This window comes from Clostridium boliviensis, assembly GCF_033342255.1.
GTDB lineage: Bacteria > Bacillota > Clostridia > Lachnospirales > Lachnospiraceae > Lacrimispora > Lacrimispora boliviensis.
The window spans coordinates 114,712-135,680 of the sequence record NZ_JAWONS010000102.1 but is presented as its reverse complement, the minus strand read 5'-3'; the positions used below and the strand labels follow the sequence as shown (position 1 = coordinate 135,680).

At 43.3% G+C, this 20,969-nt stretch carries 23 protein-coding genes; 20 read left to right on the top strand and 3 right to left on the bottom strand.

The window, feature by feature from the left end:
- Positions 1-112 precede the first annotated feature (112 nt).
- The 12 genes from RZO55_RS05885 (at position 113) to RZO55_RS05830 (ending at position 11,122) form a co-directional block, all read left to right on the top strand.
- Positions 113-1,078: a beta-ketoacyl-ACP synthase III gene (locus RZO55_RS05885; protein WP_318063357.1), complete on the top strand. Its 966-nt coding sequence runs from the start codon at positions 113-115 to the stop codon at positions 1,076-1,078.
- Between the two features lie 78 nt (positions 1,079-1,156).
- Complete coding sequence (acpP, locus tag RZO55_RS05880) at positions 1,157-1,390, top strand: acyl carrier protein (protein WP_318063356.1); 234 nt, start codon at positions 1,157-1,159, stop codon at positions 1,388-1,390.
- Positions 1,390-2,313, top strand: coding sequence for an enoyl-[acyl-carrier-protein] reductase FabK (gene fabK, locus RZO55_RS05875; protein WP_318063355.1), 924 nt, complete (start codon positions 1,390-1,392; stop codon positions 2,311-2,313). Before acpP ends, fabK begins: the two co-directional genes overlap by 1 nt.
- Before the next feature lie 16 nt (positions 2,314-2,329).
- Positions 2,330-3,247 (top strand): ACP S-malonyltransferase, encoded by a 918-nt coding sequence (gene fabD / locus RZO55_RS05870; RefSeq protein WP_318063354.1) that lies wholly within the window; start codon positions 2,330-2,332, stop codon positions 3,245-3,247.
- A 16-nt stretch (positions 3,248-3,263) separates the two neighbouring features.
- On the top strand, positions 3,264-4,004 hold the full coding sequence (gene fabG, locus RZO55_RS05865; protein ID WP_318063353.1) for a 3-oxoacyl-[acyl-carrier-protein] reductase: 741 nt from the start codon (positions 3,264-3,266) through the stop codon (positions 4,002-4,004).
- Positions 4,005-4,020: 16 nt separating this feature from the next.
- Entirely contained in the window at positions 4,021-5,259 is a 1,239-nt protein-coding gene (gene fabF / locus RZO55_RS05860; protein WP_318063352.1) for a beta-ketoacyl-ACP synthase II, read from the top strand.
- A 12-nt stretch (positions 5,260-5,271) separates the two neighbouring features.
- A complete protein-coding gene (accB, locus tag RZO55_RS05855) occupies positions 5,272-5,739 on the top strand; it encodes an acetyl-CoA carboxylase biotin carboxyl carrier protein (RefSeq protein WP_318063351.1) in 468 nt (155 codons plus the stop codon).
- A gap of 65 nt (positions 5,740-5,804) precedes the next feature.
- Positions 5,805-6,227, top strand: a complete 423-nt coding sequence (gene fabZ, locus RZO55_RS05850) for a 3-hydroxyacyl-ACP dehydratase FabZ (protein WP_439100025.1) — start codon at positions 5,805-5,807, stop codon at positions 6,225-6,227.
- 10 nt (positions 6,228-6,237) lie between these two features.
- Entirely contained in the window at positions 6,238-7,590 is a 1,353-nt protein-coding gene (locus RZO55_RS05845; protein WP_318063349.1) for an acetyl-CoA carboxylase biotin carboxylase subunit, read from the top strand.
- Positions 7,591-7,611: 21 nt separating this feature from the next.
- The gene (locus RZO55_RS05840; protein WP_318063348.1) at positions 7,612-9,336 is read left to right on the top strand and encodes an acetyl-CoA carboxylase carboxyltransferase subunit alpha; all 1,725 of its coding nucleotides are present in this window, start codon (positions 7,612-7,614) and stop codon (positions 9,334-9,336) included.
- Entirely contained in the window at positions 9,336-10,451 is a 1,116-nt protein-coding gene (locus RZO55_RS05835; RefSeq protein ID WP_318063347.1) for an NAD(P)H-dependent flavin oxidoreductase, read from the top strand. The genes RZO55_RS05840 and RZO55_RS05835 overlap by 1 nt, the downstream gene beginning before the upstream one ends.
- Before the next feature lie 53 nt (positions 10,452-10,504).
- Complete coding sequence (locus tag RZO55_RS05830; protein WP_318063346.1) at positions 10,505-11,122, top strand: nucleoside recognition domain-containing protein; 618 nt, start codon at positions 10,505-10,507, stop codon at positions 11,120-11,122.
- 61 nt (positions 11,123-11,183) lie between these two features.
- On the opposite strand, the gene RZO55_RS05825 is transcribed toward RZO55_RS05830, so the two are convergent.
- On the bottom strand, positions 11,184-12,206 hold the full coding sequence (locus tag RZO55_RS05825; protein ID WP_318063345.1) for a right-handed parallel beta-helix repeat-containing protein: 1,023 nt from the start codon (positions 12,204-12,206) through the stop codon (positions 11,184-11,186).
- Between the two features lie 543 nt (positions 12,207-12,749).
- Here RZO55_RS05825 and RZO55_RS05820 point away from each other — a divergent pair.
- The 8 genes from RZO55_RS05820 to fsa all read left to right on the top strand — a co-directional run bounded on the left by RZO55_RS05820 (position 12,750) and on the right by fsa (position 19,410).
- Entirely contained in the window at positions 12,750-13,457 is a 708-nt protein-coding gene (locus RZO55_RS05820) for a FadR/GntR family transcriptional regulator (protein ID WP_318063344.1), read from the top strand.
- Positions 13,454-14,797, top strand: a complete 1,344-nt coding sequence (locus RZO55_RS05815; protein ID WP_318063343.1) for an ABC transporter substrate-binding protein — start codon at positions 13,454-13,456, stop codon at positions 14,795-14,797. The genes RZO55_RS05820 and RZO55_RS05815 overlap by 4 nt, the downstream gene beginning before the upstream one ends.
- Positions 14,798-14,858: 61 nt before the next feature.
- On the top strand, positions 14,859-15,731 hold the full coding sequence (locus RZO55_RS05810) for a carbohydrate ABC transporter permease (RefSeq protein ID WP_318063342.1): 873 nt from the start codon (positions 14,859-14,861) through the stop codon (positions 15,729-15,731).
- A gap of 2 nt (positions 15,732-15,733) precedes the next feature.
- Positions 15,734-16,570: a carbohydrate ABC transporter permease gene (locus RZO55_RS05805; protein ID WP_318063341.1), complete on the top strand. Its 837-nt coding sequence runs from the start codon at positions 15,734-15,736 to the stop codon at positions 16,568-16,570.
- A gap of 25 nt (positions 16,571-16,595) precedes the next feature.
- Positions 16,596-17,396 carry a transketolase gene (locus tag RZO55_RS05800; RefSeq protein ID WP_318063340.1) on the top strand — a complete coding sequence of 267 codons (801 nt, stop codon included), beginning with the start codon at positions 16,596-16,598 and terminating at the stop codon, positions 17,394-17,396.
- Positions 17,397-18,323, top strand: a complete 927-nt coding sequence (locus tag RZO55_RS05795) for a transketolase family protein (RefSeq protein ID WP_318063339.1) — start codon at positions 17,397-17,399, stop codon at positions 18,321-18,323.
- A gap of 18 nt (positions 18,324-18,341) precedes the next feature.
- Entirely contained in the window at positions 18,342-18,737 is a 396-nt protein-coding gene (locus RZO55_RS05790; RefSeq protein ID WP_318063338.1) for a cupin domain-containing protein, read from the top strand.
- Positions 18,738-18,753: 16 nt separating this feature from the next.
- Positions 18,754-19,410, top strand: a complete 657-nt coding sequence (gene fsa / locus RZO55_RS05785; RefSeq protein WP_318063337.1) for a fructose-6-phosphate aldolase — start codon at positions 18,754-18,756, stop codon at positions 19,408-19,410.
- Between the two features lie 61 nt (positions 19,411-19,471).
- Here fsa and RZO55_RS05780 read toward each other — a convergent pair whose 3' ends face one another.
- Together RZO55_RS05780 and RZO55_RS05775 are read right to left on the bottom strand one after the other, a co-directional pair.
- Positions 19,472-19,717, bottom strand: a complete 246-nt coding sequence (locus RZO55_RS05780; RefSeq protein WP_318063382.1) for a TIGR03905 family TSCPD domain-containing protein — start codon at positions 19,715-19,717, stop codon at positions 19,472-19,474.
- Positions 19,718-19,802: 85 nt separating this feature from the next.
- Positions 19,803-20,693, bottom strand: a complete 891-nt coding sequence (locus tag RZO55_RS05775) for a LysR family transcriptional regulator (protein ID WP_318063336.1) — start codon at positions 20,691-20,693, stop codon at positions 19,803-19,805.
- Between the last annotated feature and the right edge of the window lie 276 nt (positions 20,694-20,969).

Here is a 20,969-nt window from a genome sequence, read left to right as displayed (position 1 = left end):
AAATTATTTTGATATTCAAAATATTTGAGATGTAAAACAATCCAACGAGGCATGATTTCATTCCAGGCCGGAAGATACCGGAATGGAACAGAAGCATGAATGGGGGAAATCTATGACAACAAAAATAATTGGAACAGGTTCAGCAGTACCGGACCGGGTTGTGACCAATGATGATCTGGCAAAGATCGTGGAGACCAGTGACGAATGGATCCGGTCCAGAACTGGAATTTTAGAACGCCGGATTGCAGAGGCTCAGTCTGGAACTACGGATCTGGCTATAAAAGCAGCAAAGGCTGCGTTAGAGGATTCCGGTATATCCGCAGATGAACTGGACATTATTATTCTGGCTACTTCTACTCCTGACCGCTGCTTTCCAAGCGGAGCATGTGAGGTACAGGCGGCCATTGGCGCACATGGAGCAATCGCTTTTGATTTAAGTGCTGCATGCTCTGGTTTTATCTATGGCTTTCATACAATTTCTGCATTTTTTCAGGCTGGCATCTATAAAACAGGTCTGGTGATCGGAGCAGATACGTTAAGTAAGCTGATTGACTGGACGGACAGAGGATCCTGCGTACTTTTTGGAGATGGTGCAGGAGCTGCCGTAGTCCGGGCAGAAGAGACAGGAACGCTTTATATGACCATGGGTGCGGATGGCACAAGAGGAAATGCTCTGGACTGTGTATCACGGACTACAGGAAATTTCCTGACTGGTCAACAGCCGGAAACTGGCTATATGTCCATGGATGGGCAGGAAGTGTTCCGGTTTGCAGTAAAAACTGTTCCGGAAGCGATCTTAGAAGTGCTTTCTGAGAGCCGAACGGATCTAAGTGAAATTAAGTATTTTATCCTGCATCAGGCCAATTACCGGATCTTCGAATCCATCGCAAAGCGGCTGAAAGTACCCATGGAGAAATTTCCTACCAATCTGGAACGGTATGGTAACACATCGGGAGCATCGGTTCCTTTACTGTTAGATGAATTAAACAGAGCGGGAGAGCTTAAGCAGGGAGATAAGATTGTACTTGCCGGATTTGGGGCAGGACTTACCTGGGGAGCCACTCTGATGGAGTGGTAATTAATAGGACTAATACTTTGGAAATCAAAGTAATAGCATATAAAAAATGAATACGACGAAGCAAAAGGAGATTAGAAGATGTTAGAAAAAATGAAGGAAATAATAGCAGAGCAGTTAAATGTAGAGGAAGGAGTTATTAAACCAGAATCATCTTTCAAAGAAGATTTAGGAGCAGATTCCCTTGATTTATTTGAGCTGGTTATGGCTCTTGAGGATGAGTATTCGGTTGAAATTCCCTCCGAAGATTTAGAGAAGTTAACAACAGTACAGCAGGTTATGGACTATTTAAAAGCAAAGGGCGTGGAAGCGTAATGAATACCAGAATTACCCAACTTTTGGGTATCGAATATCCAATCATACAGGGCGGTATGGCATGGGTTGCGGAGCACCATCTTGCAGCAGCAGTTTCAGAAGCTGGTGGTCTGGGATTAATAGGCGGAGCCAACGCACCAGGTGAAGTGGTACGTGAGGAAATCCGTAAAGCAAAGAAGCTGACTAATAAGCCAATTGGTGTAAATGTTATGCTTTTAAGTCCTCACGCAGAAGATGTGGCTAAGGTGATTGTGGAGGAAGGCATTAAGGTGGTAACCACCGGGGCTGGTAATCCGGAGAAATACATGGAGATGTGGAAGGCAGCAGGGATTAAGGTAATTCCCGTGGTTGCGTCCGTAGCTCTTGCAAAACGAATGGAACGATATGGTGCGGATGCGGTTGTTGCGGAAGGGTGTGAATCCGGCGGACATATTGGAGAGCAGACCACCATGACTTTAGTTCCCCAGATAGCAGATGCGGTATCCATACCTGTTATAGCAGCTGGTGGAATCGGTGACGGAAGAGGAATCGCCGCAGCATTTATGCTGGGTGCAGAGGCTGTTCAGATCGGAACCAGATTTGTGGTTTCCAAAGAATCTATAGTACATGATAATTACAAACAGAGAATTATAAAAGCAAAGGATATTGACTCGGCAGTAACAGGACGTACACACGGGCATCCGGTAAGATCTTTAAGAAACCAGATGACCAGACAGTATGTGAAGCTGGAGGAAGAAGGAAAATCCTTTGAAGAACTGGAATATTTAACCCTTGGAACCCTTCGGAACGCAGTTTTAGAGGGAGATGTAATTAACGGCACAGTTATGGCCGGACAGATTGCGGGTATGATCAGCAAGGAACAGACGTGTAAGGAAATGATAGTAGAAATGATGGAACAGGCCGGGAAGCTTCTTGGCCGTTAAAGAGGAGTTTATGACTATGAGCAAGATCGCATTTATTTTCCCAGGCCAGGGCGCACAGTACTGCGGTATGGGCCAGGATTTTTATGAGCAGACAGCAATTGGAAAAGAAATCTATGATATGGCATCAGGGCTTCTTGGTTTTTCCCTGCCGGAACTCTGCTTTGAGAAGAATGACCGGCTGGATATTACAGAGTATACGCAGGCTGCTATGGTGACAACAGGTATCGCTATGATGAGGGTGCTGGAAGAAAAAACAGGGATCAGACCGGATATAACGGCTGGTTTAAGCCTGGGAGAATATTGCGCACTTGCAGCAGCTGGTGTGATGAGTGATCAGGATGCAATCTTAACAGTCAGACAGAGAGGAATCTTTATGCAGGAAGCGGTTCCTGCCGGGCTGGGAGCGATGTCAGCGGTTCTTGCTCTGGATGCTGCTAAAATTGAAGAAGTATTGAGCCAGATTGACGGAGTCCAGATTGCAAATTATAACTGCCCGGGGCAGATTGTTATATCAGGAAAGAAAGAAGCGGTAGAGGAAGCCGGTGAGAAGCTGCTGGCAGCTGGCGCAAAGAGAGTGATTGGCTTAAATGTCAGCGGTCCGTTCCATTCCAGGATGCTGACCGGTGCCGGTGAAAAACTGGGTACAGTCCTTGAGAATATTGAAATTCATAAGCCTGTGATCCCTTATGCAGCAAATGTAACAGCAGGTTACGTGACTGAGGCAGATGAGGTTAAGCCCCTGCTGATCCGTCAGGTATCATCTTCCGTTAAGTTCCAGCAGAGCGTGGAAGCCATGATAGCGGACGGAGTGGATACATTTATAGAAATCGGACCTGGTAAAACCCTTGCAGGGTTTATTAAAAAGATAACGAGAGATGTAAGAGTCTTTAATATAGAAAAACTGGAAGATATTGATAAATTAGTGGAAATTTAACGGGGAGGTGCCAGATATGTTAGATGGGAAAATAGCGGTTGTCACCGGTGCCAGCAGAGGAATCGGAAGAGCGATTGCGTTAAGACTGGGACTGGAAGGAGCCACTGTAATTGTCAATTATAACGGCTCGGAGGAAAAAGCTCTCCAGGTAGTAAAGGAGATTGAAGAAAAGGGCGGAAAAGCGGAAGCAATTGCCTGTAATGTATCCAATTTTGAAGCATCAGGTGCATTTTTAGATGGTGTGATTAAAAAGTATGGAAGGCTGGATATTCTTATAAACAATGCAGGTATTACCAGAGATAATCTTCTAATGAAAATGTCTGAAGAAGAGTTTGATGCTGTAATCAGTATTAATTTAAAAGGTGTATTTAACTGCATGAAGCATGTTTCCCGCCAGATGATTAAGCAGAGAGGCGGAAGGATCATCAACATTTCTTCTGTATCTGGAATTCTTGGAAATGCAGGTCAGGCAAACTACTGTGCAGCTAAGGCAGGAGTGATTGGTATGACAAAATCATTTGCCAGAGAGTCTGCCAGCAGAGGAATAACGGTTAATGCGATAGCTCCCGGATACATTGAGACAGATATGACAAATGTGCTGTCTGATACCGTAAAAGCGGTATCTATGGAGCAGATCCCTATGAGACGTTTTGGAACCCCGGAAGATGTTGCGGCTGCGGCAGTATTTCTGGCATCGGACCAGGCTGGTTATATCACCGGTCAGGTCATCAGTGTAGATGGCGGAATGGCTATGTAAAAAGGAGAGTAACGGTATGAATAGAAGAGTGGTAGTAACCGGTATGGGAGCAATAACTCCAATTGGCAAGGATGTGGATAGTTTCTGGAATGGTCTGAAAGAAAAAAAGGTTGGAGTTGCGCCGATTGTTCAGTTCGATACATCAGATTTTAAAGCAACACTTGCTGCAGAGGTAAAGGATTTTGATCCAAAGGATTATATGGATCCGAAAGCCGCCAAGCGCATGGAACGTTTTGCCCAGTTTGCAGTGGCAGCTACGAAGGAAGCGCTTGAAATGTCAGGAATTGATATGCAAAAAGAAGATCCTTATCGTGTGGGCGTTAGTGTGGGTTCCGGGATTGGAAGTCTGCAGGCCTTAGAACGAGAGCATAAAAAATTATTGGAAAAAGGTCCGGGCAGAGTCAATCCTCTTTTGGTTCCCATGATGATATCCAATATGGCAGCAGGAAATGTGGGGATTCAGTTCGGATTAAAGGGGAAGTGTATTAACGTAGTGACGGCCTGTGCCACAGGAACGCATTCCATTGGAGAGGCGTTCCGATCAATCCAGTATGGGGAAGTGGATGTGATGGTGGCTGGAGGTGCGGAAGCAAGCGTTACACCTATCGGTGTGGCCGGATTTACGGCTCTTACTGCACTTACTACTTCAGATGATCCACTCCGCGCTTCCATCCCATTTGATAAGGATAGAAGCGGCTTTGTCATGGGAGAAGGTGCAGGCGTAGTGGTATTGGAAGAACTGGAACACGCGCTTTCCAGAAATGCCGTAATCTACGGAGAAGTAGTCGGTTACGGGGCAACCTGTGATGCATACCATATTACCTCTCCGGCTGAGGACGGAAGCGGGGCTGCAAGAGCTATGACTGATGCTATTAAGGATGCCGGTATTACAGCAGACTCAGTGGATTATGTCAATGCTCATGGTACCAGCACTCATCACAACGACTTATTTGAAACCATGGCAATTAAAGCCGCTTTGGGTGAACATGCTAAAAATGTGAAAATCAGTTCCACAAAATCTATGGTTGGGCACCTTCTGGGTGCGGCAGGCGGCGTGGAATTCATTGCCTGTGTGAAATCTATACTGGATGGATTCGTTCATGCTACTGCAGGTCTTGAAACAGAAGGAGAAGGCTGTGATTTAAACTATACAAAAGGGGAAGGGGTTTCCTGTGACATAACCTATGCTATCAGCAATTCCCTGGGTTTTGGCGGTCATAATGCCAGCATTCTTGTAAAGAAGTTTGAACAGTAGGAGGCATTTATAATGGAAATAAATGATGTAATCAGACTGATGCAGGCCGTTTCAGAACAGGGTCTCACCAGTTTTAGGCTGGAAGATGGAGATATTAAGTTATCCATAAAGAAAGAGAAACAGATGGTGATTGCAGCAGAAGGAGATTTTGTTCAGAGAAGTCTGGAGATTCCTGCTTATGCCGGTCAGGAGACGAAAACTCTGGAGAATGGAATGGATCCGGAAAAAGCGGAGATACTGGCTACCGATAAAGTAGTATCCTCTCCGTTAGTAGGAACGTTTTACAACGCTTCTTCACCAGACAGCCCACCGTTCGTAAAAGCCGGAGATACGGTTAAGAAAGGTCAGACACTTGGTATCATTGAAGCCATGAAGCTGATGAATGAGATTGAATGTGAATACGATGGTGTGGTAGAAGCCGTTCTGGTTGGAAATGAAGATGTGGTGGAATACGGTCAGCCTCTGTTCCGTATCCGGTAATTTATTGTAAAATCTAAGAGAGGTCCAGGGTCGGACCTCTCTTTTAAACATAAGGAGAGAGTATGATGTTAGGTATAAAAGAAATTCAGGAAATTATTCCTCACAGACACCCGTTTTTACTGGTAGACTGCATTGAAGAGCTGGAGCCAGGTATAAAAGCAACAGGGTATAAATGCGTCACGTATGATGAGTCTTTTTTTCGGGGACATTTTCCGGAAGAACCGGTTATGCCTGGTGTTTTAATCATTGAGGCTCTGGCACAGGTTGGAGCGGTTGCGATCTTAAGCATGGAAGAAAATAAAGGAAAGATTGCGTATTTCGGTGGAATTGACAAAGCTAAATTTAAACAGAAAGTCATTCCCGGAAGCAAATTAAAGCTGGAATGTGAAATCATAAAAAGAAAGGGTCCGGTAGGCGTTGGGAAAGCGGTTGCTACCATTGACGGTAAGATTGCAGCCAGTGCAGAACTGACATTTATGATTGGATAGGTGGAGACCAATGTTTGATAAGATTTTAATTGCCAACCGCGGTGAGATTGCGGTAAGAATCATAAGAGCCTGCAGGGAGATGGGGATTAAAACGGTTGCGGTCTATTCGGAAGCAGACCGGGAAAGCCTTCACACCCTTCTGGCAGATGAAGCCATTTGTATTGGTCCCGCACCGTCAACACAGAGCTATTTAAATATGGAACGGATTCTCACTGCAACTGTCGCCATGAAAGCAGATGCAATTCACCCTGGATTTGGGTTCCTTTCTGAAAATGCCAGATTTGCGGAGCTTTGTGAAAAATGCAACATTACCTTTATCGGACCGGATGCAGGAATCATCAATAAGATGGGAAATAAATCGGAAGCCCGAAAAACCATGATGGAAGCAGGCGTTCCGGTAGTTCCGGGAGGCAAGGAAGCAGTTCACCATGTGGAAGAAGCCAAAAAAATGGCTGAGCGGATCGGATTTCCTGTTATGATTAAGGCGTCATCAGGCGGCGGCGGAAAAGGAATGCGAATCTCCAGAAGTATGGATGATTTTGATGCTAATTTTAAAAATGCCCAGATGGAATCGGTAAAAGGTTTTTCCGATGATACCATGTATATTGAGAAATATATTGAAAAACCAAGACACATTGAATTCCAGATACTTGCAGATCAGATAGGTCATGTCATTCATCTGGGGGAACGGGACTGCTCCATCCAGAGAAGGCACCAGAAGGTTCTGGAGGAATCACCTTCTGCCGCAATTTCAGAGGAACTTCGCCACCAGATGGGTGAGGTTGCAGTTCGTGCAGCAAAAGCGGTTGGATATGTAAATGCAGGGACTATTGAATTCTTGCTGGATAAGGATAAGAATTTCTATTTCATGGAGATGAATACCAGAATCCAGGTAGAGCATCCGGTAACAGAGATGGTAACCGGACTGGACCTGATAAAGGAGCAGATCCGGATTGCAGCAGGAGAACCTTTGAGTGTGACGCAGTCTGATATCACAATTGCCGGTCATGCTATTGAATGCAGAATTAATGCAGAAAACCCGTCGAAAAATTTCATGCCCTGCCCTGGTCTTATTAAAAATGTCCATGTACCGGGAGGCAATGGAGTACGAATTGATACCCATATTTACAATGATTATAAGGTTCCTGCAAATTATGATTCCATGCTGATGAAGCTGATTGTTTATGGGAAGGATCGTACAGAAGCTATTGCGAAGATGAGAAGTGCCCTGGGAGAACTGATTATTGAAGGAATTGAAACTAATATAGATTTTCAGTTTGATATTTTAAGCCATGAGGCATATCGAGACGGTGACGTGGATACGGATTTTATTCCTAAATTTTTCCCGGATTATGTCCGGTAAGCAGGGAAAGGAGCAGATCTTATGTTAAGAGACATGTTTAAGAAGACGTATACCCTGATTGACAGTAAATACAGGACTGTGGAAAAAACGGGGGAACCAAATATACCGGAAGGGCTATGGAAAAAATGTAATAAATGCTGCCAGCCAATCTATGGGGAGGATGTCAGGAATAGTCATTACATCTGTCCAAAGTGTAAAGGATATTTCCGGGTTCATGCTTATCGGAGAATTGAAATGACTGCAGATCCGGGGACTTTTGAAGAATGGGATAAAGAGATGGAGTTTGAGAATCCTCTTGATTTTCCCGGATATGAAAAGAAGATCGCTGCGGCAAGAGAAAAAACAGGACTTTCAGAAGCCATAGTGACCGGTATCTGCGAAATCAATGGTCAGAAGACTGTCTTAGGGGTTTGCGACGCAGGATTCATTATGAGCAGTATGGGGCATGCGGTAGGAGAGAAGATTGCCAGAGCTGTGGAGCGTGCTACTGAAACGAAGCTGCCTGTAATCTTATTTGCATGCTCAGGCGGAGCCAGAATGCAGGAGGGTATCGTGTCTTTAATGCAAATGGCAAAAACCTCAGCGGCATTAAAACGACATCATAAGGCGGGGCAGCTTTATATCAGCGTTCTGACAGATCCAACAACTGGTGGTGTCACAGCAAGCTTTGCGATGCTTGGAGATATCATCCTTGCTGAGCCGGGAGCGTTAATAGGTTTTGCCGGCCCCCGTGTGATTGAGCAGACCATAGGACAGAAGCTGCCGGAAGGCTTCCAGAGGGCAGAGTTTTTAATGGAGCATGGATTTGTCGATAAAATTGTTCCAAGAGAAGAGATGAAGGATACACTAACCGCGATTTTAAGGCTCCACAATACACACAATCAGGAAGAGTTTTGTGTGGATAACCGGGTAGAAGATCATAACCCGTGTGGAAAAAAGAGCGGTTTCTGGTCTAAGAAGAATAAACGAAGCCCATGGGATACGGTACAGCTTTCCAGGAGTGCGGACCGTCCGGTAGCTTCTGATTATATTCATCAGCTTTTTGATGATTTTATGGAGTTTGCAGGAGACCGTTATTTTAAAGATGACGGAGCAATTATAGGCGGAATTGCCACTTTTCATGGTATGCCTGTTACAGTCATCGGGCAGGAAAAAGGAAAGAATACAAAGGATAATATCAGGCGTAATTTTGGTATGCCGTCACCGGAAGGGTATAGAAAGGCCTTAAGGCTGATGAAGCAGGCAGAGAGTTTTAGACGTCCGATTATCTGTTTTGTGGATACCCCGGGAGCGTTCTGCGGTCTTGAAGCAGAGGAGCGGGGGCAGGGCGAGGCCATCGCCAGAAATTTATTTGAGATGACAGACTTAACAGTCCCGGTTCTTTCTATTGTGATAGGAGAGGGCGGAAGCGGCGGAGCGCTTGCCATGGCAGTAGGCAATGAAGTATGGATGATGGAAAACTCCATCTATTCCATTCTTTCTCCGGAAGGCTTTGCCTCCATTTTGTATAAAGACAGTAAAAAAGCGAATGATGCAGCCAGAGTTATGAAAATCACAGCAAAAGATCTGATGGATCTTGGTCTGATTGAGAGGGTGATACCGGAAGAAGAGCCTGCCTGTGCGGAAAACCTTCCGGAAATCGCAAAGGAAATAGACCGGGCCTTGATGGAATTCTTTACAGATTTTCTTTCTATGACTGGGGAAGAACTTGCAAATCAAAGATATGATAGATTTAGGAGAATGTGATGGGAACATTAAAACCATTGGTAATTGGAGATCTGGTGGCAAAATATCCGGTAATACAGGGCGGAATGGGAGTTGGAATCAGTCTTTCATCCCTTGCCGGAGCTGTGGCAAAGGCCGGAGGAGTGGGAATTATATCAACGGCTCAGATTGGTTTTAAACAGCCGGATTTCCTTAAGAATCCTTTAGAAGCCAACTTGCGTGCAATCGGTGAGGAAATGAAAAAAGCAAGAGAAATTGCACCAGATGGAATTATTGGCTTTAATATTATGGTTGCCACCAAAAATTACGCCAGCTATGTAAAAAAAGCGGTAATGGCCGGAGCGGATATTATCATCTCTGGAGCAGGCCTGCCTGTAAGTCTTCCGGAATATGTGGCGGAAGCAGCAGAAGAGGCCGGTATCAAGCTGAAAACAAAGATCGCCCCTATTGTTTCTACAGTAAAGTCAGCAATGGTTATCTGTAAAATGTGGGACCGCAAATTCCATCAGGCGCCGGACCTGGTTGTGGTGGAAGGCCCTTTGGCAGGCGGACATCTTGGATTTTCCAGAGACGATCTGGCGGAACTGGGCGTAGATACAGAGGATGTGGAGCGCACATTCCATCAGTCAGAATATGACGAGGAAATAAGAGGGATTATCCGCCTTGTGAGAGAGTATGGCGAAAAGTATAATAAAGTGATACCTGTAGTTACTGCGGGTGGAATATATACGCATGAGGACGTAATGCATCAGATTGATCTGGGTGCTGACGGTGTTCAGGTTGCAACCAGGTTTGTGACAACCGAGGAATGTGATGCTCCCCAGGAGTTTAAAGACGCCTATATTCAGGCGAAGAAAGAGGATATCGTTATTACAAAAAGTCCGGTCGGGATGCCGGGCAGAGCCATAAAAAATTCATTCTTAAACCATGTAGCAGATACTCCGTTCCGTTTGGAACACTGCTACGATTGTCTGGAGAAATGTGACAAAAAGACGATACCATACTGTATTACAAAAGCGCTGATTTCATCGGCAGAAGGAAGAACCGATGAAGGTCTGGTATTTTGCGGAAGCAATGCTTACAGGGCAGAGAAGATGGAAACAGTAGAGGAAGTAATAAAGGATCTTTGCTCATAAACTTAACTTTTGGGGAATAGGATAAAAGAAAACAATGAAATGTGGAATGACGGATGTTAAATTATCTCTGGGCATTTATGATACTGGCAGGGGTTATATGGGGAGCGCTTCATGGTAATTTGAGTGCTGTAACGGATGGAGCTCTAACCTCTGCAAAGGAAGCCGTTATGTTGTGTGTTACCATGCTTGGAATTATGTCTTTTTGGACTGGACTGATGGAGATAGGGAAGAAATCAGGGCTGATTGAGCGGCTGTCTTCAAAGATGGGACCAATTCTGCATTTCCTGTTTCCCAGGATTCCCGATAAGCACCCTTCTCTGGAACATATATCCACGAATATCATAGCCAATATTCTGGGGCTGGGCTGGGCCGCAACTCCTGCCGGGTTAAAAGCAATGGAATCCTTACAGGATTTAGAAAAAACCAGGAGAAAAGAGTATTCGGAGGGAAAGAAAATCCGCAAACCCGTTTCCGAGGGAACTGCCAGTAACGAAATGTGCACCTTTATGATTATTAATATATCATCACTCCAGCTGATACCTGTTAATATGATTGCTTACAGAAGCCAGTACGGTAGTCTGGATCCTACGGCAATAGTGGGGCCTGCGATTGCAGCCACACTTTTTTCCACTGTAATAGGAGTGGCCTTATGCAGGCTGCTCGACCGTTAATACGTGATCAGGCATAAAGCTGCCGGTCCTCCCCATGAGGGAAAGACCGGCAGCTTTTATATTACTTTGTTTTAAATGAACAGTTTTCAACAGTAGCGCCGACGATGACATCTTTACTTGCACCGCCGCTGGAAATACAGCCTGTAAACTTGTGAGTCCCTGATGAGGGGGCTTTTGGAAAATAGAAGTTAACGTTGTTGTTCTTTCCGGTACAATTCTTAAGGGTGATATAACCAGTATTGTTATTCTGGTCGAACCCTCTTTTCCTGTTTCCAATGGCGGTGCAGCCTTCCAGGTAATGATTATCACGAGTATAATTTCCGCCGACTTTGAAGCCTTGTCCATTTCCATCGCCTTTACCATTGTACGAAGCTTCACAGTTATATAATTTAACTGCATTGCCGGCGGAATAGAAATCAAAACCGTCATCTGAGTTGTTAAGTGCAATACAGTTTTTAAAAACATTTCCGCTTCCAATACTTAATTTGGCTGCAAAACCATCTGCATTCTCACCATTGGTCTTGGCATCATAGTTATAGGTTGAGGTAACACGTGTAATCTCGTTATTGTAGGCACCGTTGCTCATCTGAAGGCCGGTGTCGCCGCATTTGGTAATGAAGCAGTCCAGTACCCGGTTATTCCCTCCGCTGATATGTATTCCGTTATCTCCGGCATTTTGAATGGTCAGACCAGAAATAATCCAGTAATTTCCGGTAATCTGGAAGCCCCTGGAGCTGTCAGCATATGGCTGGCTGGAGAAGTCAACGACTGGTTTGTGGCCGCTGTAATTTAAGATTTTAATGGGTGAACTGGAGGTGCCGCTCTTGCTTAATTTATATGTTTTTGAGGAGCGATAGGTGCCATTCATTAAAAAAATGGTGGTACCTGCGGACGCGTTGCTTAATGCCTTATCGATTGTCTTAAATGCCTTGTCTTTTGATTGGCCGTTATTGGAGTCGCTGCCGTTTGCTGATACATAATAATCTTTTGAAGCTGCCTGTGCAGGTGTTGAACTGATGATACACAGGCCGGTGATCATGAAGCAGGTAGTGATGATACTGATGATTCTTTTTCCATTTCTCATATCTTATCCCCTTTCTTTCTGCCTGGATTCCGAATCAGTTATTTGAACCGGTTTTCCCAGATTTATAATTAGATACTAAAATAGTAAAAATTATTTGTCAATAAAAAAGGAGGGGATTTTCAAATTATTCCAAAATGTCATAAATAATACTGTAATTAGCAGGAAAATCAATGGACTAAAGTTATAAAATTAAAAAGTAATTGGGCAGTTACCTTTAATTCAATTGCTTAAAAAATCATAATTTTAATTTGATGAATTTTTCAAATAAAATATTAAAAACAATAAATAACATACCAATTGGTATGATCTATATATCAAAGGTATGATGAATTTTCCTATACAATTATACAAAATTAACAAAAAATAATAAAATAATTGTTATAATATGATGAAAATTAAAATAATTGCTGAAAGTATATTTACATACATCATATGTTATGCTAGCATAAGGTCAGATGATGAATAAAAATTACCAAATAAATGCGGATAAAAAAATAAAATATATGCAAAACGCCAAACGTGATTTTGGTAAAGGAGAATGCCATGAGGAGAGATTCAGATAAGATGCAGAATATTGATGCGCTACCTATGGCCATTGCGCAAAAGGTAAAAACAATGATCATCCAAAGGGAAATGAAGCCGGGTGACCGGCTGCCAACGGAAAAAGAACTGGCAGGGCTGTTTGAGGTGAGCCGATCTACTTTAAGAGAAGCCATGAAATTTTTAAGAGCAGAAAATGTTGTAGTCATCCGTCAGGGAAGCGGAACCTTTATCAGCGCAGGAACTGGCATAGGAGAAGATCCGCTGGGACTGCATTTTACCAATCAAAAATACCTGATCCAAAATCTTTTTGAAACCCGTATGCTGATTGAACCTCAAATCGCCGGTCTGGCTGTGCAGAGGGCAACCCCCCAGGATATTAAAAATCTGGAGAGGCTTGTTCAGGAAATGGATCAGATTCAGATTAACAGCACTTCTACGGCGGAGATGGACGTTCAATTCCATACAGCTGTTGCAGAATGCACGCATAATGAAGTGCTCATTCGGGTGGTTCCTATTATCAATGAATCCATTCGGCGCAGCCACGTAGAAACCCATAATGACCTGGAGAGCTTTAAACGGGCAAAAAAAAGCCACAGGGGTATTTATAAAGCAATTGCCGACGGCAACTATATGGAAGCCAAATTTCTGGCCGAGCGGCATGTGTGGGATACATTAACTGATGTAAGGGAAAGGGAGGAACAAAAATGAAAAAAAGATTATTTGGAAAGGAAATGATGGCAGTTGCCATGGCAGCTCTTATGGCAGCAGGAGCAATGACAGGCTGTTCATCGGGAAGCAAAGAAACAACAGCTGCAGTGGCGGAGACAACAACAGCAGGCACAGTGGCCGCTGCGTCAAAGGAGGGTGAGGCACCTGCCGCTGAAATTAAACCGTGTGAAATAAAATTCCGTTACTGGGCCGATAATACAGATTATTCCCAGCTTATGCAGGATATCATTAAGAAATTCAATGCTGAAAACGGGAAAGGTATTACTGTTATTGGGGAAGAAAGCCCGTGGGATGGAGGTGCTTATTCGGAGAATTTATTTAATGCAAAAATGGGCGGCGGAGATGTAGACTGTGCAACCTGGAAACTCACTTCCACGCCATTATTTGTTAATAACGGTCTTCTGGCTGACTTAACTCCAATGATTGATGCCTGGGATAAAAAATCTGATATTGATGATAATATTTATAACATTATGGTAGAGGCTGGAGATATGCAGCGGATCTATGTAATGCCGTGGAATATTCAGGTGCTTTATGTATATTACAGACCTTCCATCTTTAAAGCGGCAGGAATCGAAGTACCGAAGACCTATGAAGAATTTCTGCAGGCAATTGAAAAGTGTACCATGGATACGAATGGTGACGGAAAGACTGACGTATACGGTTTTGGTATGAGAGGTGCAAAAGGAGGCCAGGAGCCATGGGGAAGTTTTGTCTATGGACGGGGCGGCAGCTTTGAAGATCTGACGACTCCTGAGGCGGAACAGGGCATGCAGGATTTCATTGATATTTATAAAAAAGGCTATGTACCTCCTACAGCGACCAGTGACGGATTTAGCGAGATCATTGCCAATTTCAAGTCAGGGCTCACGGCAATGACCATTCACCACACAGGCTCCAGCAAGGATATGGAAAAGCTATTCGGAGATGATGTTTCTGCTTTCCCATTCCCCGCAGGCAAGAGTCAGTGGACATCAATGGGTGATACGGAAACAGTTATATTTGAATCCTGTGAGAATAAACAGGCTGCCTTTGAGTGGGTATCTTATTTAGCAGCGGGGGAAGGTCAGAAAATGTGGTGCGAGGGAACCGGAAATGTTCCTGTAAGTAAGAGCGTTCAGGCATCTGATTTCTTCCAGAATAACCGTTTTATGAAAGCGTCCATTGACGGACAGGGTTATGCAGGCATCGTTCCAATTCTTGATACAACAACCGAATGGATTTCTAATCTTTGGCCAAATACTGTATCTCAGGCGCTGACTGGAAGCATTTCTGCCAAACAGTGTATGCAGACCTTACAGGATGGACTTTATCAATAGGAGTTTTATATGTCGGGGCTGCTTCGTATGCAGCCCCAATCAGTTAGGAGGGGAAATACGAATGGTTAAGAAACGGACGATATGGCCGTATCTATTAGTTGCTCCGGCAGTGCTGATCATCCTGTGCGTGGTATTTATACCGGTTTTCAATGCAATCATTATGAGCTTCCAGAATTATGATCTCAGAAGGCCGAAACAGATTGCATTTAACGGAATTTCCAATTATATGGCAGCATGCAGGGATCCGCTCTTTCAGGGGGCGCTCATTCGGACCATAGTCTGGGTGGTGTGTGGTGTTGGTTTTCAGTTCCTTTTTGGTTTTATCCTGGCTCTTTTTCTGAATAAAGAGTTTGCGGGGCGGGGAGTGATAAGGGCAGTCAGCATGATTCCCTGGGTAACTCCGGGCGTTTTGATCGGGTTAATGTGGAGATGGATTTATGATGGTAACTTTGGCGTATTAAACGATCTGTTGTTAAAAACTCATTTGATAACCAATAAAATTCCGTTTCTTTCTCAGGTGACGACTGCGTTTCCCAGTGTCATTGTGACAATTATCTGGCAGGGGATTCCATTCTTTTCACTGATGCTTCTGGCTGCTTTGCAGGGAGTGTCCACTGAGATTTATGAAGCTGCTGACATTGATGGGGCATCTTTCTGGCAGAAATTATTTTATATAACCATTCCATCCATAAAAAACACGATTTATGTTACGGTACTGCTTCGTGTCATCTGGGTTGCCAATTCTGTGGATGTGATCTTTAACATGACAGAAGGAGGACCGGCTTATTCTACGCAGACGCTCAGTGTTTATATTTTCAATAAGGGAAATGCATTAAATCTGGGCTATGCATCTGCAATGGCAATATTGCTGGCCGTAATTTTGTTATTTGCTTCAGTTCCATATTTGAAAATGAACTTTAAAGAGGAGGTATAAGGATGAAGAAGCGAATTGATATAAGACAGATCGTGTGTGTGTACCTTCCGCTGACATTAATAATGCTCTTTATTTTATTTCCTTTTTACTGGACGTTTATTACATCGGTAAAGCCTGAGGAAGAACTGTATGGAATGGCGGTCACATACTGGCCGAAATCAATAACGTTTGAGTCCTACAGGAAGCTTTTTACGACTACGGTTAATTTCCTTGAAGCAATCAAGAACAGTTTTATCGTGGCGGCAATGACGACTTTGGTGTCATTAACGGCATCAACCCTCGCAGCATATGCATTCTCCAGATATCAGTTTGCAGGAAGAAAGATTCTTATGTGCACCTTCCTTTGCAATAATATGTTTCCGACGGTATTGCTGCTGATTCCGTTGTATTCCATTATGCGTAAACTGGGGCTTTTGTACACACCCACCTCTTTGGTTTTGTCTTATACCACATTTACCATTCCATTTTCCGTATGGCTGCTGCTGGGATTCTTAAATGATCTTCCCATGTCTCTTGAGGAAGCGGCTCTGGTAGACGGATGCAACAGAGGTGTTGCTTTTGTGAAGATCATTCTTCCGATTCTGGGACCCTGCCTGGTTGCCACCGGTGTCTATATCTTCATGACATCATGGAATGAATATACATTTGCCGTGATGTTTACCAATACAGAAACACGTACCATTCCGGTAGCATTAAAGAGTCTGATCGGACAGCTTGGTGTTCAGTGGGATTTACTTACAGCGGGAGGAATCATAACTATTATACCGGTTTGTATCATGTTCTTCTTCGCTCAGAAACGATTAGTGGAAGGTTTGACGGCGGGAGCTGTAAAAGGTTAAGCCGATAATAAGGAGGAAAATAATTATGAAGTACGATTTAAAAGCAAAGGAATTGCGGGCAGACATTCTTAATATGTTATTTGCCTGTCAGTCAGGACATCCCGGAGGATCATTATCCTGTGTAGAGATGCTTATGGCGCTTTATTATGAAGTAATGAACGTTGACCCTGAGAATCCTGATAAAGCGGACAGGGACCGTCTGGTATTAAGCAAAGGACATGCATGCCCTGCATTATATGCAATTTTAGCAGATATGGGTTATTTCCCAAAGGAGGATCTGATTGGGCTCAGGCAGATTGACAGCCACCTTCAGGGGCATCCGGACTGCACAAAAACACCTGGAATCGATATGAATACCGGCTCTTTGGGGCAGGGAGCATCTCTTGCAATGGGGTTGGCGCTTGCGGCTAAGCATGCAGGTGCGTCCTATCAGGTTTATGCAATCCTTGGTGACGGAGAATGCCAGGAAGGACTTGTATGGGAAGCCGCAATGGCAGCCGCCCATTATAATCTGGATAATCTTACATTTATGCTGGATTATAACAGGCTTCAGATTGATGGAAGTAATGAAGAAGTAATGAGTCTGGGAGATATCTTAAAGAAATTTGAAGCGTTTGGGTTTGCATGTATGGAAGTGGACGGACATGATATCAGTGCCATAACTAAGGCGTTAAAGGCTCCGGTAACTGGCAAACCGAAATTTATCTGCTGCAATACCATAAAAGGAAAGGGTGTTTCCTTCATGGAGAATCAGTACGGCTGGCATGGGAGGCCAATGAATCCGGAAGAATTTACCCAGGCAATGAGAGAACAGGAGGTAGTATAAATGGGAAAGTCGCTGAGAGTTGCATATGGAGAATCCCTTGTAAAATTAGGGGCAGAAAATGATAAAGTAGTGGTGCTGGATGCTGATCTGGCACATGCCACCCAGACTTGCATGTTTAAAGAGAAGTATCCCGACCGTTTCTTTAATATGGGAATTGCGGAAGGTAACCTGATGTGTACGGCAGCAAGTTTTGCAAGCACAGGATACATACCATTTGCAAGTACATTTGCTTTATTTGGAGCGGGGCGCGCCTATGAGCAGATACGCAATTCGATCTGTTATACCAATGCAAATGTAAAGTTTGGATTTTCCCATTCCGGGCTGTCTGTAGGAGAAGACGGGGGAAGCCACCAGTCTTTTGAGGATATTGCTCTTATGAGAGAGATGCCTCACATGACGATCTTTGTACCCTGTGATCCAGGTGAAACAGAAAAAGCAGTTATGGCCGCTGCAGAAATTAACGGTCCGGTGTATATCCGCGTAGCCAGACCTGTTTGTGATGATATTACAACATCAGATACTCCTTTCATTCCGGGCAAAGCAAATGTGATGAAGGAGGGAAGTGATGTCTGCATCATATCCTGCGGTCTGATGATTTCTGAGGCATTAAAGGCTGCTGAGGAACTTGAAAAGGAGGGAATACATGCCGCTGTCGTAAATATGCATACCATAAAACCGATTGATAAAGATATTATTCTGAAAATGAATGAAACCTGTAAAGGCATTGTAACTCTGGAGGAACATTCCGTAATCGGAGGCCTTGGTTCTGCAGTCGCAGAAGTTCTGGCCGGTCATTCAGGGGCCGAATTTGCAATCATGGGAATTCAGGATAAGTTTGGAAAGTCAGGGAAACCGGAACAGCTTTTTGAAGCGTACGGTCTGACAGCAGCACATGTAGTAAAAACTTGCAGAGAGATGTTAAAATAAAAGGAGAGTTACCTAAAAATGAATATTGCACAGTATGAATTTGCCGGAGAAGGCATGCAGCGAGTATATGAAAATGAAAAATGGACTGTTGGCATTAAAAACTGGAAACCGGCCAATGACATTACCGGTATTGACTGCCTGGAAAGGCATAATAAAACAGATGAGCTCTTTGTGCTGACAGAGGGCACATGTACCCTTGTATATGCCAATGAAACAGAAAGCGGACTAGAATTTAACTCTGTTAAAATGGTTCCGGGGAAGGTGTTTAATATACCGGCAGCCTTATGGCATAATACGATAACACAGAAAGATACCAAATTGATTTTAATTGAAGATTCAAATACTTCTATGGAGAACAGTGATATATTAAAGCTTGATAAAGACCAGATTGATAATATCAGAAGTCTTGTATAGGGAAGAAGAGGAAAACATGAAATTTTTTATTGATACAGCCAATGCAGAGGACATAAGAAAAGCAAATGACATGGGGATCATCTGCGGCGTTACAACGAACCCTTCCCTGATTGCCATGGAAGGACGGGATTTTAAAAAAGTTATAAAGGAAATCGCATCTATCGTTGATGGTGCCATCAGCGGGGAAGTTAAGGCAACAACGGTTGATGCAAATGGTATGATCCGGGAAGGACGGGAAATTGCTGCCCTTCACCCCAATATGGTAGTAAAAATTCCGATGACAACGGAAGGTCTGAAAGCAGTTAAGGTATTAAAGGCAGAAGGGATAAAGACCAATGTAACTCTGATATTTTCGGCACCCCAGGCCCTTTTGGCCGCGCGTGCAGGAGCGGCTTATGTATCACCGTTTATGGGGCGTCTTGATGACATTTCAATGAAAGGAATTGTTCTGATACGGGAAATTACCGATATTTTTAAAGTACACAATATAAAAACAGAAATTATCGCTGCCAGTATCCGCAACCCCATTCACGTAATCGATTGTGCAAAAGCAGGCGCCGATATTGCAACGGTCCCGTATAAGATCCTGGAACAAATGGTTAACCATCCGTTAACGGCTCAGGGAATTGCTAAATTTCAGGCTGATTACAGAGCGGTATTCGGAGAATCATAAATATAAAACAAGGGCTGCCAGATGCCGGAAAAAATCCGCTCATCTGGCAGCCCTTTTCATATTAATGACTTTCCTTATATTCCTTTAATGCTTTGGATAACTGGTCCGGACAGGAGGTTGGACGGAATCCGCATTTAATTCCTTCCAGACGGCGAATGGCTTCGTCTACTTCCATACCTTCTACCAGTCTTGAAACTCCCTGGGTATTGCCGGAACAACCACCAACAAACTGTACATGAGCAACTTTACTGCCTTCTATCTCTAAGTTAATTTCCTGTGAACATACTCCGTGTGTTTTATATTTCATCATTGATACCTCCGTATAATCATAACACTTGTCTTATCTGGAACTTTAAAGAATTATAACGAATTCCAGGGGCAGTGTCAATAGATCACAGTTCCTTTAGAAAATCAAACAGCATATTTGATTTATCAAGTAACTGGGGATTTAAATTATTGGAGGACAATTTTGCAAAACCGATGGTAGTTTTAACTGAATTCCTGATTCTATAGTAGGTAAGTTGTGGAAACATTTGAAGATTAGTAAGCTGCCGGGGTAATAGAGCACAGCCTCCTTTTTGAGACAAAAAAGACAAGAGCATCATATGCCTGGGAAATGTACCGGAGATACTGCCTGTATATCCTATATCGTAAAGCTGTTTTTTAGTCAGCCTGTAAATATCAGACTCTTTGGCAATGGTATAAATATGATCAAATTTAAATCCGGTCAAATCAATTTCGCTGCCCTGCTCAAAAGGAAATACATTTTTGCTGCAAATTAGAACCATCTCATCTGTTACAAGAGGGATGACATCATATTCCGAATCTGTCAGTAAGTCAGTGCGGCAGATGGCAGCATCAACTTCCTGCTGAGTCAGCAGCTTGAGAAGATGCGTCTGGTCGTCTTCCACAATTTCTATGGAATAATTGCCAAACTTCTCCTGAAAATCAAGAAGCGTCTGCATAACTCCGGATTCTGCAAGACATGGAATGGTTCCTACTGTTATGTGAGTAATATAACAGGCTGAACTAAACTTCTGTAATTTGTTTCTTAAATCCTGGGTGCACTGGCGAACATTCAGTGCATATTCCAGATAAATGTTACCTGCTTCCGTAAGTTCCGCTTTTGTATTGCTTCTGATAAACAGTACAATTCCAAGTTCGTTCTCGATTGCCTTGATGTGCTTCGATAATGCTGACTGAGAGATATAAATACTCTCTGCAGCTGATGAAAAATTTTTGTATTTCGCCAATGCCAGGAAATCATCAATCCATTTTGTCATAATCATTTAGCCCCCTTTAGTTACTGATAAATCGTAAAAATTCACTTTAAAATGTACGTTTTGTCATTAACACTATTATAATACAGAATGACGCGAAGGAAAATATGTTTATACTATTTTGTAATGACATTTTAGAATACTTATAAATATAAAATATTTATAAAAATTAACTATTATTTATTTGGAAAATCACTATAATTACTCATTTCTATTTAACCATACTAAAGTTTTATCGTTTGTTGCAAGTCAAATTTGATGTGATGGGTAATTTTTCAT

Coding starts and splice junctions, on each gene's coding strand:
- RZO55_RS05820 (WP_318063344.1), top strand. CDS start 12,750: ATGAGGAGAGATTCAGATAAGATGCAGAATATTGATGCGCTACCTATG.
- RZO55_RS05825 (WP_318063345.1), bottom strand. CDS start 12,206: ATGAGAAATGGAAAAAGAATCATCAGTATCATCACTACCTGCTTCATG.
- fsa (WP_318063337.1), top strand. CDS start 18,754: ATGAAATTTTTTATTGATACAGCCAATGCAGAGGACATAAGAAAAGCA.
- RZO55_RS05840 (WP_318063348.1), top strand. CDS start 7,612: ATGTTAAGAGACATGTTTAAGAAGACGTATACCCTGATTGACAGTAAA.
- RZO55_RS05885 (WP_318063357.1), top strand. CDS start 113: ATGACAACAAAAATAATTGGAACAGGTTCAGCAGTACCGGACCGGGTT.
- RZO55_RS05845 (WP_318063349.1), top strand. CDS start 6,238: ATGTTTGATAAGATTTTAATTGCCAACCGCGGTGAGATTGCGGTAAGA.
- fabF (WP_318063352.1), top strand. CDS start 4,021: ATGAATAGAAGAGTGGTAGTAACCGGTATGGGAGCAATAACTCCAATT.
- RZO55_RS05790 (WP_318063338.1), top strand. CDS start 18,342: ATGAATATTGCACAGTATGAATTTGCCGGAGAAGGCATGCAGCGAGTA.
- acpP (WP_318063356.1), top strand. CDS start 1,157: ATGTTAGAAAAAATGAAGGAAATAATAGCAGAGCAGTTAAATGTAGAG.
- RZO55_RS05815 (WP_318063343.1), top strand. CDS start 13,454: ATGAAAAAAAGATTATTTGGAAAGGAAATGATGGCAGTTGCCATGGCA.
- RZO55_RS05800 (WP_318063340.1), top strand. CDS start 16,596: ATGAAGTACGATTTAAAAGCAAAGGAATTGCGGGCAGACATTCTTAAT.
- RZO55_RS05805 (WP_318063341.1), top strand. CDS start 15,734: ATGAAGAAGCGAATTGATATAAGACAGATCGTGTGTGTGTACCTTCCG.
- fabZ (WP_439100025.1), top strand. CDS start 5,805: ATGTTAGGTATAAAAGAAATTCAGGAAATTATTCCTCACAGACACCCG.
- accB (WP_318063351.1), top strand. CDS start 5,272: ATGGAAATAAATGATGTAATCAGACTGATGCAGGCCGTTTCAGAACAG.
- fabK (WP_318063355.1), top strand. CDS start 1,390: ATGAATACCAGAATTACCCAACTTTTGGGTATCGAATATCCAATCATA.
- RZO55_RS05775 (WP_318063336.1), bottom strand. CDS start 20,693: ATGACAAAATGGATTGATGATTTCCTGGCATTGGCGAAATACAAAAAT.
- RZO55_RS05795 (WP_318063339.1), top strand. CDS start 17,397: ATGGGAAAGTCGCTGAGAGTTGCATATGGAGAATCCCTTGTAAAATTA.
- RZO55_RS05780 (WP_318063382.1), bottom strand. CDS start 19,717: ATGAAATATAAAACACACGGAGTATGTTCACAGGAAATTAACTTAGAG.
- RZO55_RS05810 (WP_318063342.1), top strand. CDS start 14,859: ATGGTTAAGAAACGGACGATATGGCCGTATCTATTAGTTGCTCCGGCA.
- fabG (WP_318063353.1), top strand. CDS start 3,264: ATGTTAGATGGGAAAATAGCGGTTGTCACCGGTGCCAGCAGAGGAATC.
- RZO55_RS05835 (WP_318063347.1), top strand. CDS start 9,336: ATGGGAACATTAAAACCATTGGTAATTGGAGATCTGGTGGCAAAATAT.
- RZO55_RS05830 (WP_318063346.1), top strand. CDS start 10,505: ATGTTAAATTATCTCTGGGCATTTATGATACTGGCAGGGGTTATATGG.
- fabD (WP_318063354.1), top strand. CDS start 2,330: ATGAGCAAGATCGCATTTATTTTCCCAGGCCAGGGCGCACAGTACTGC.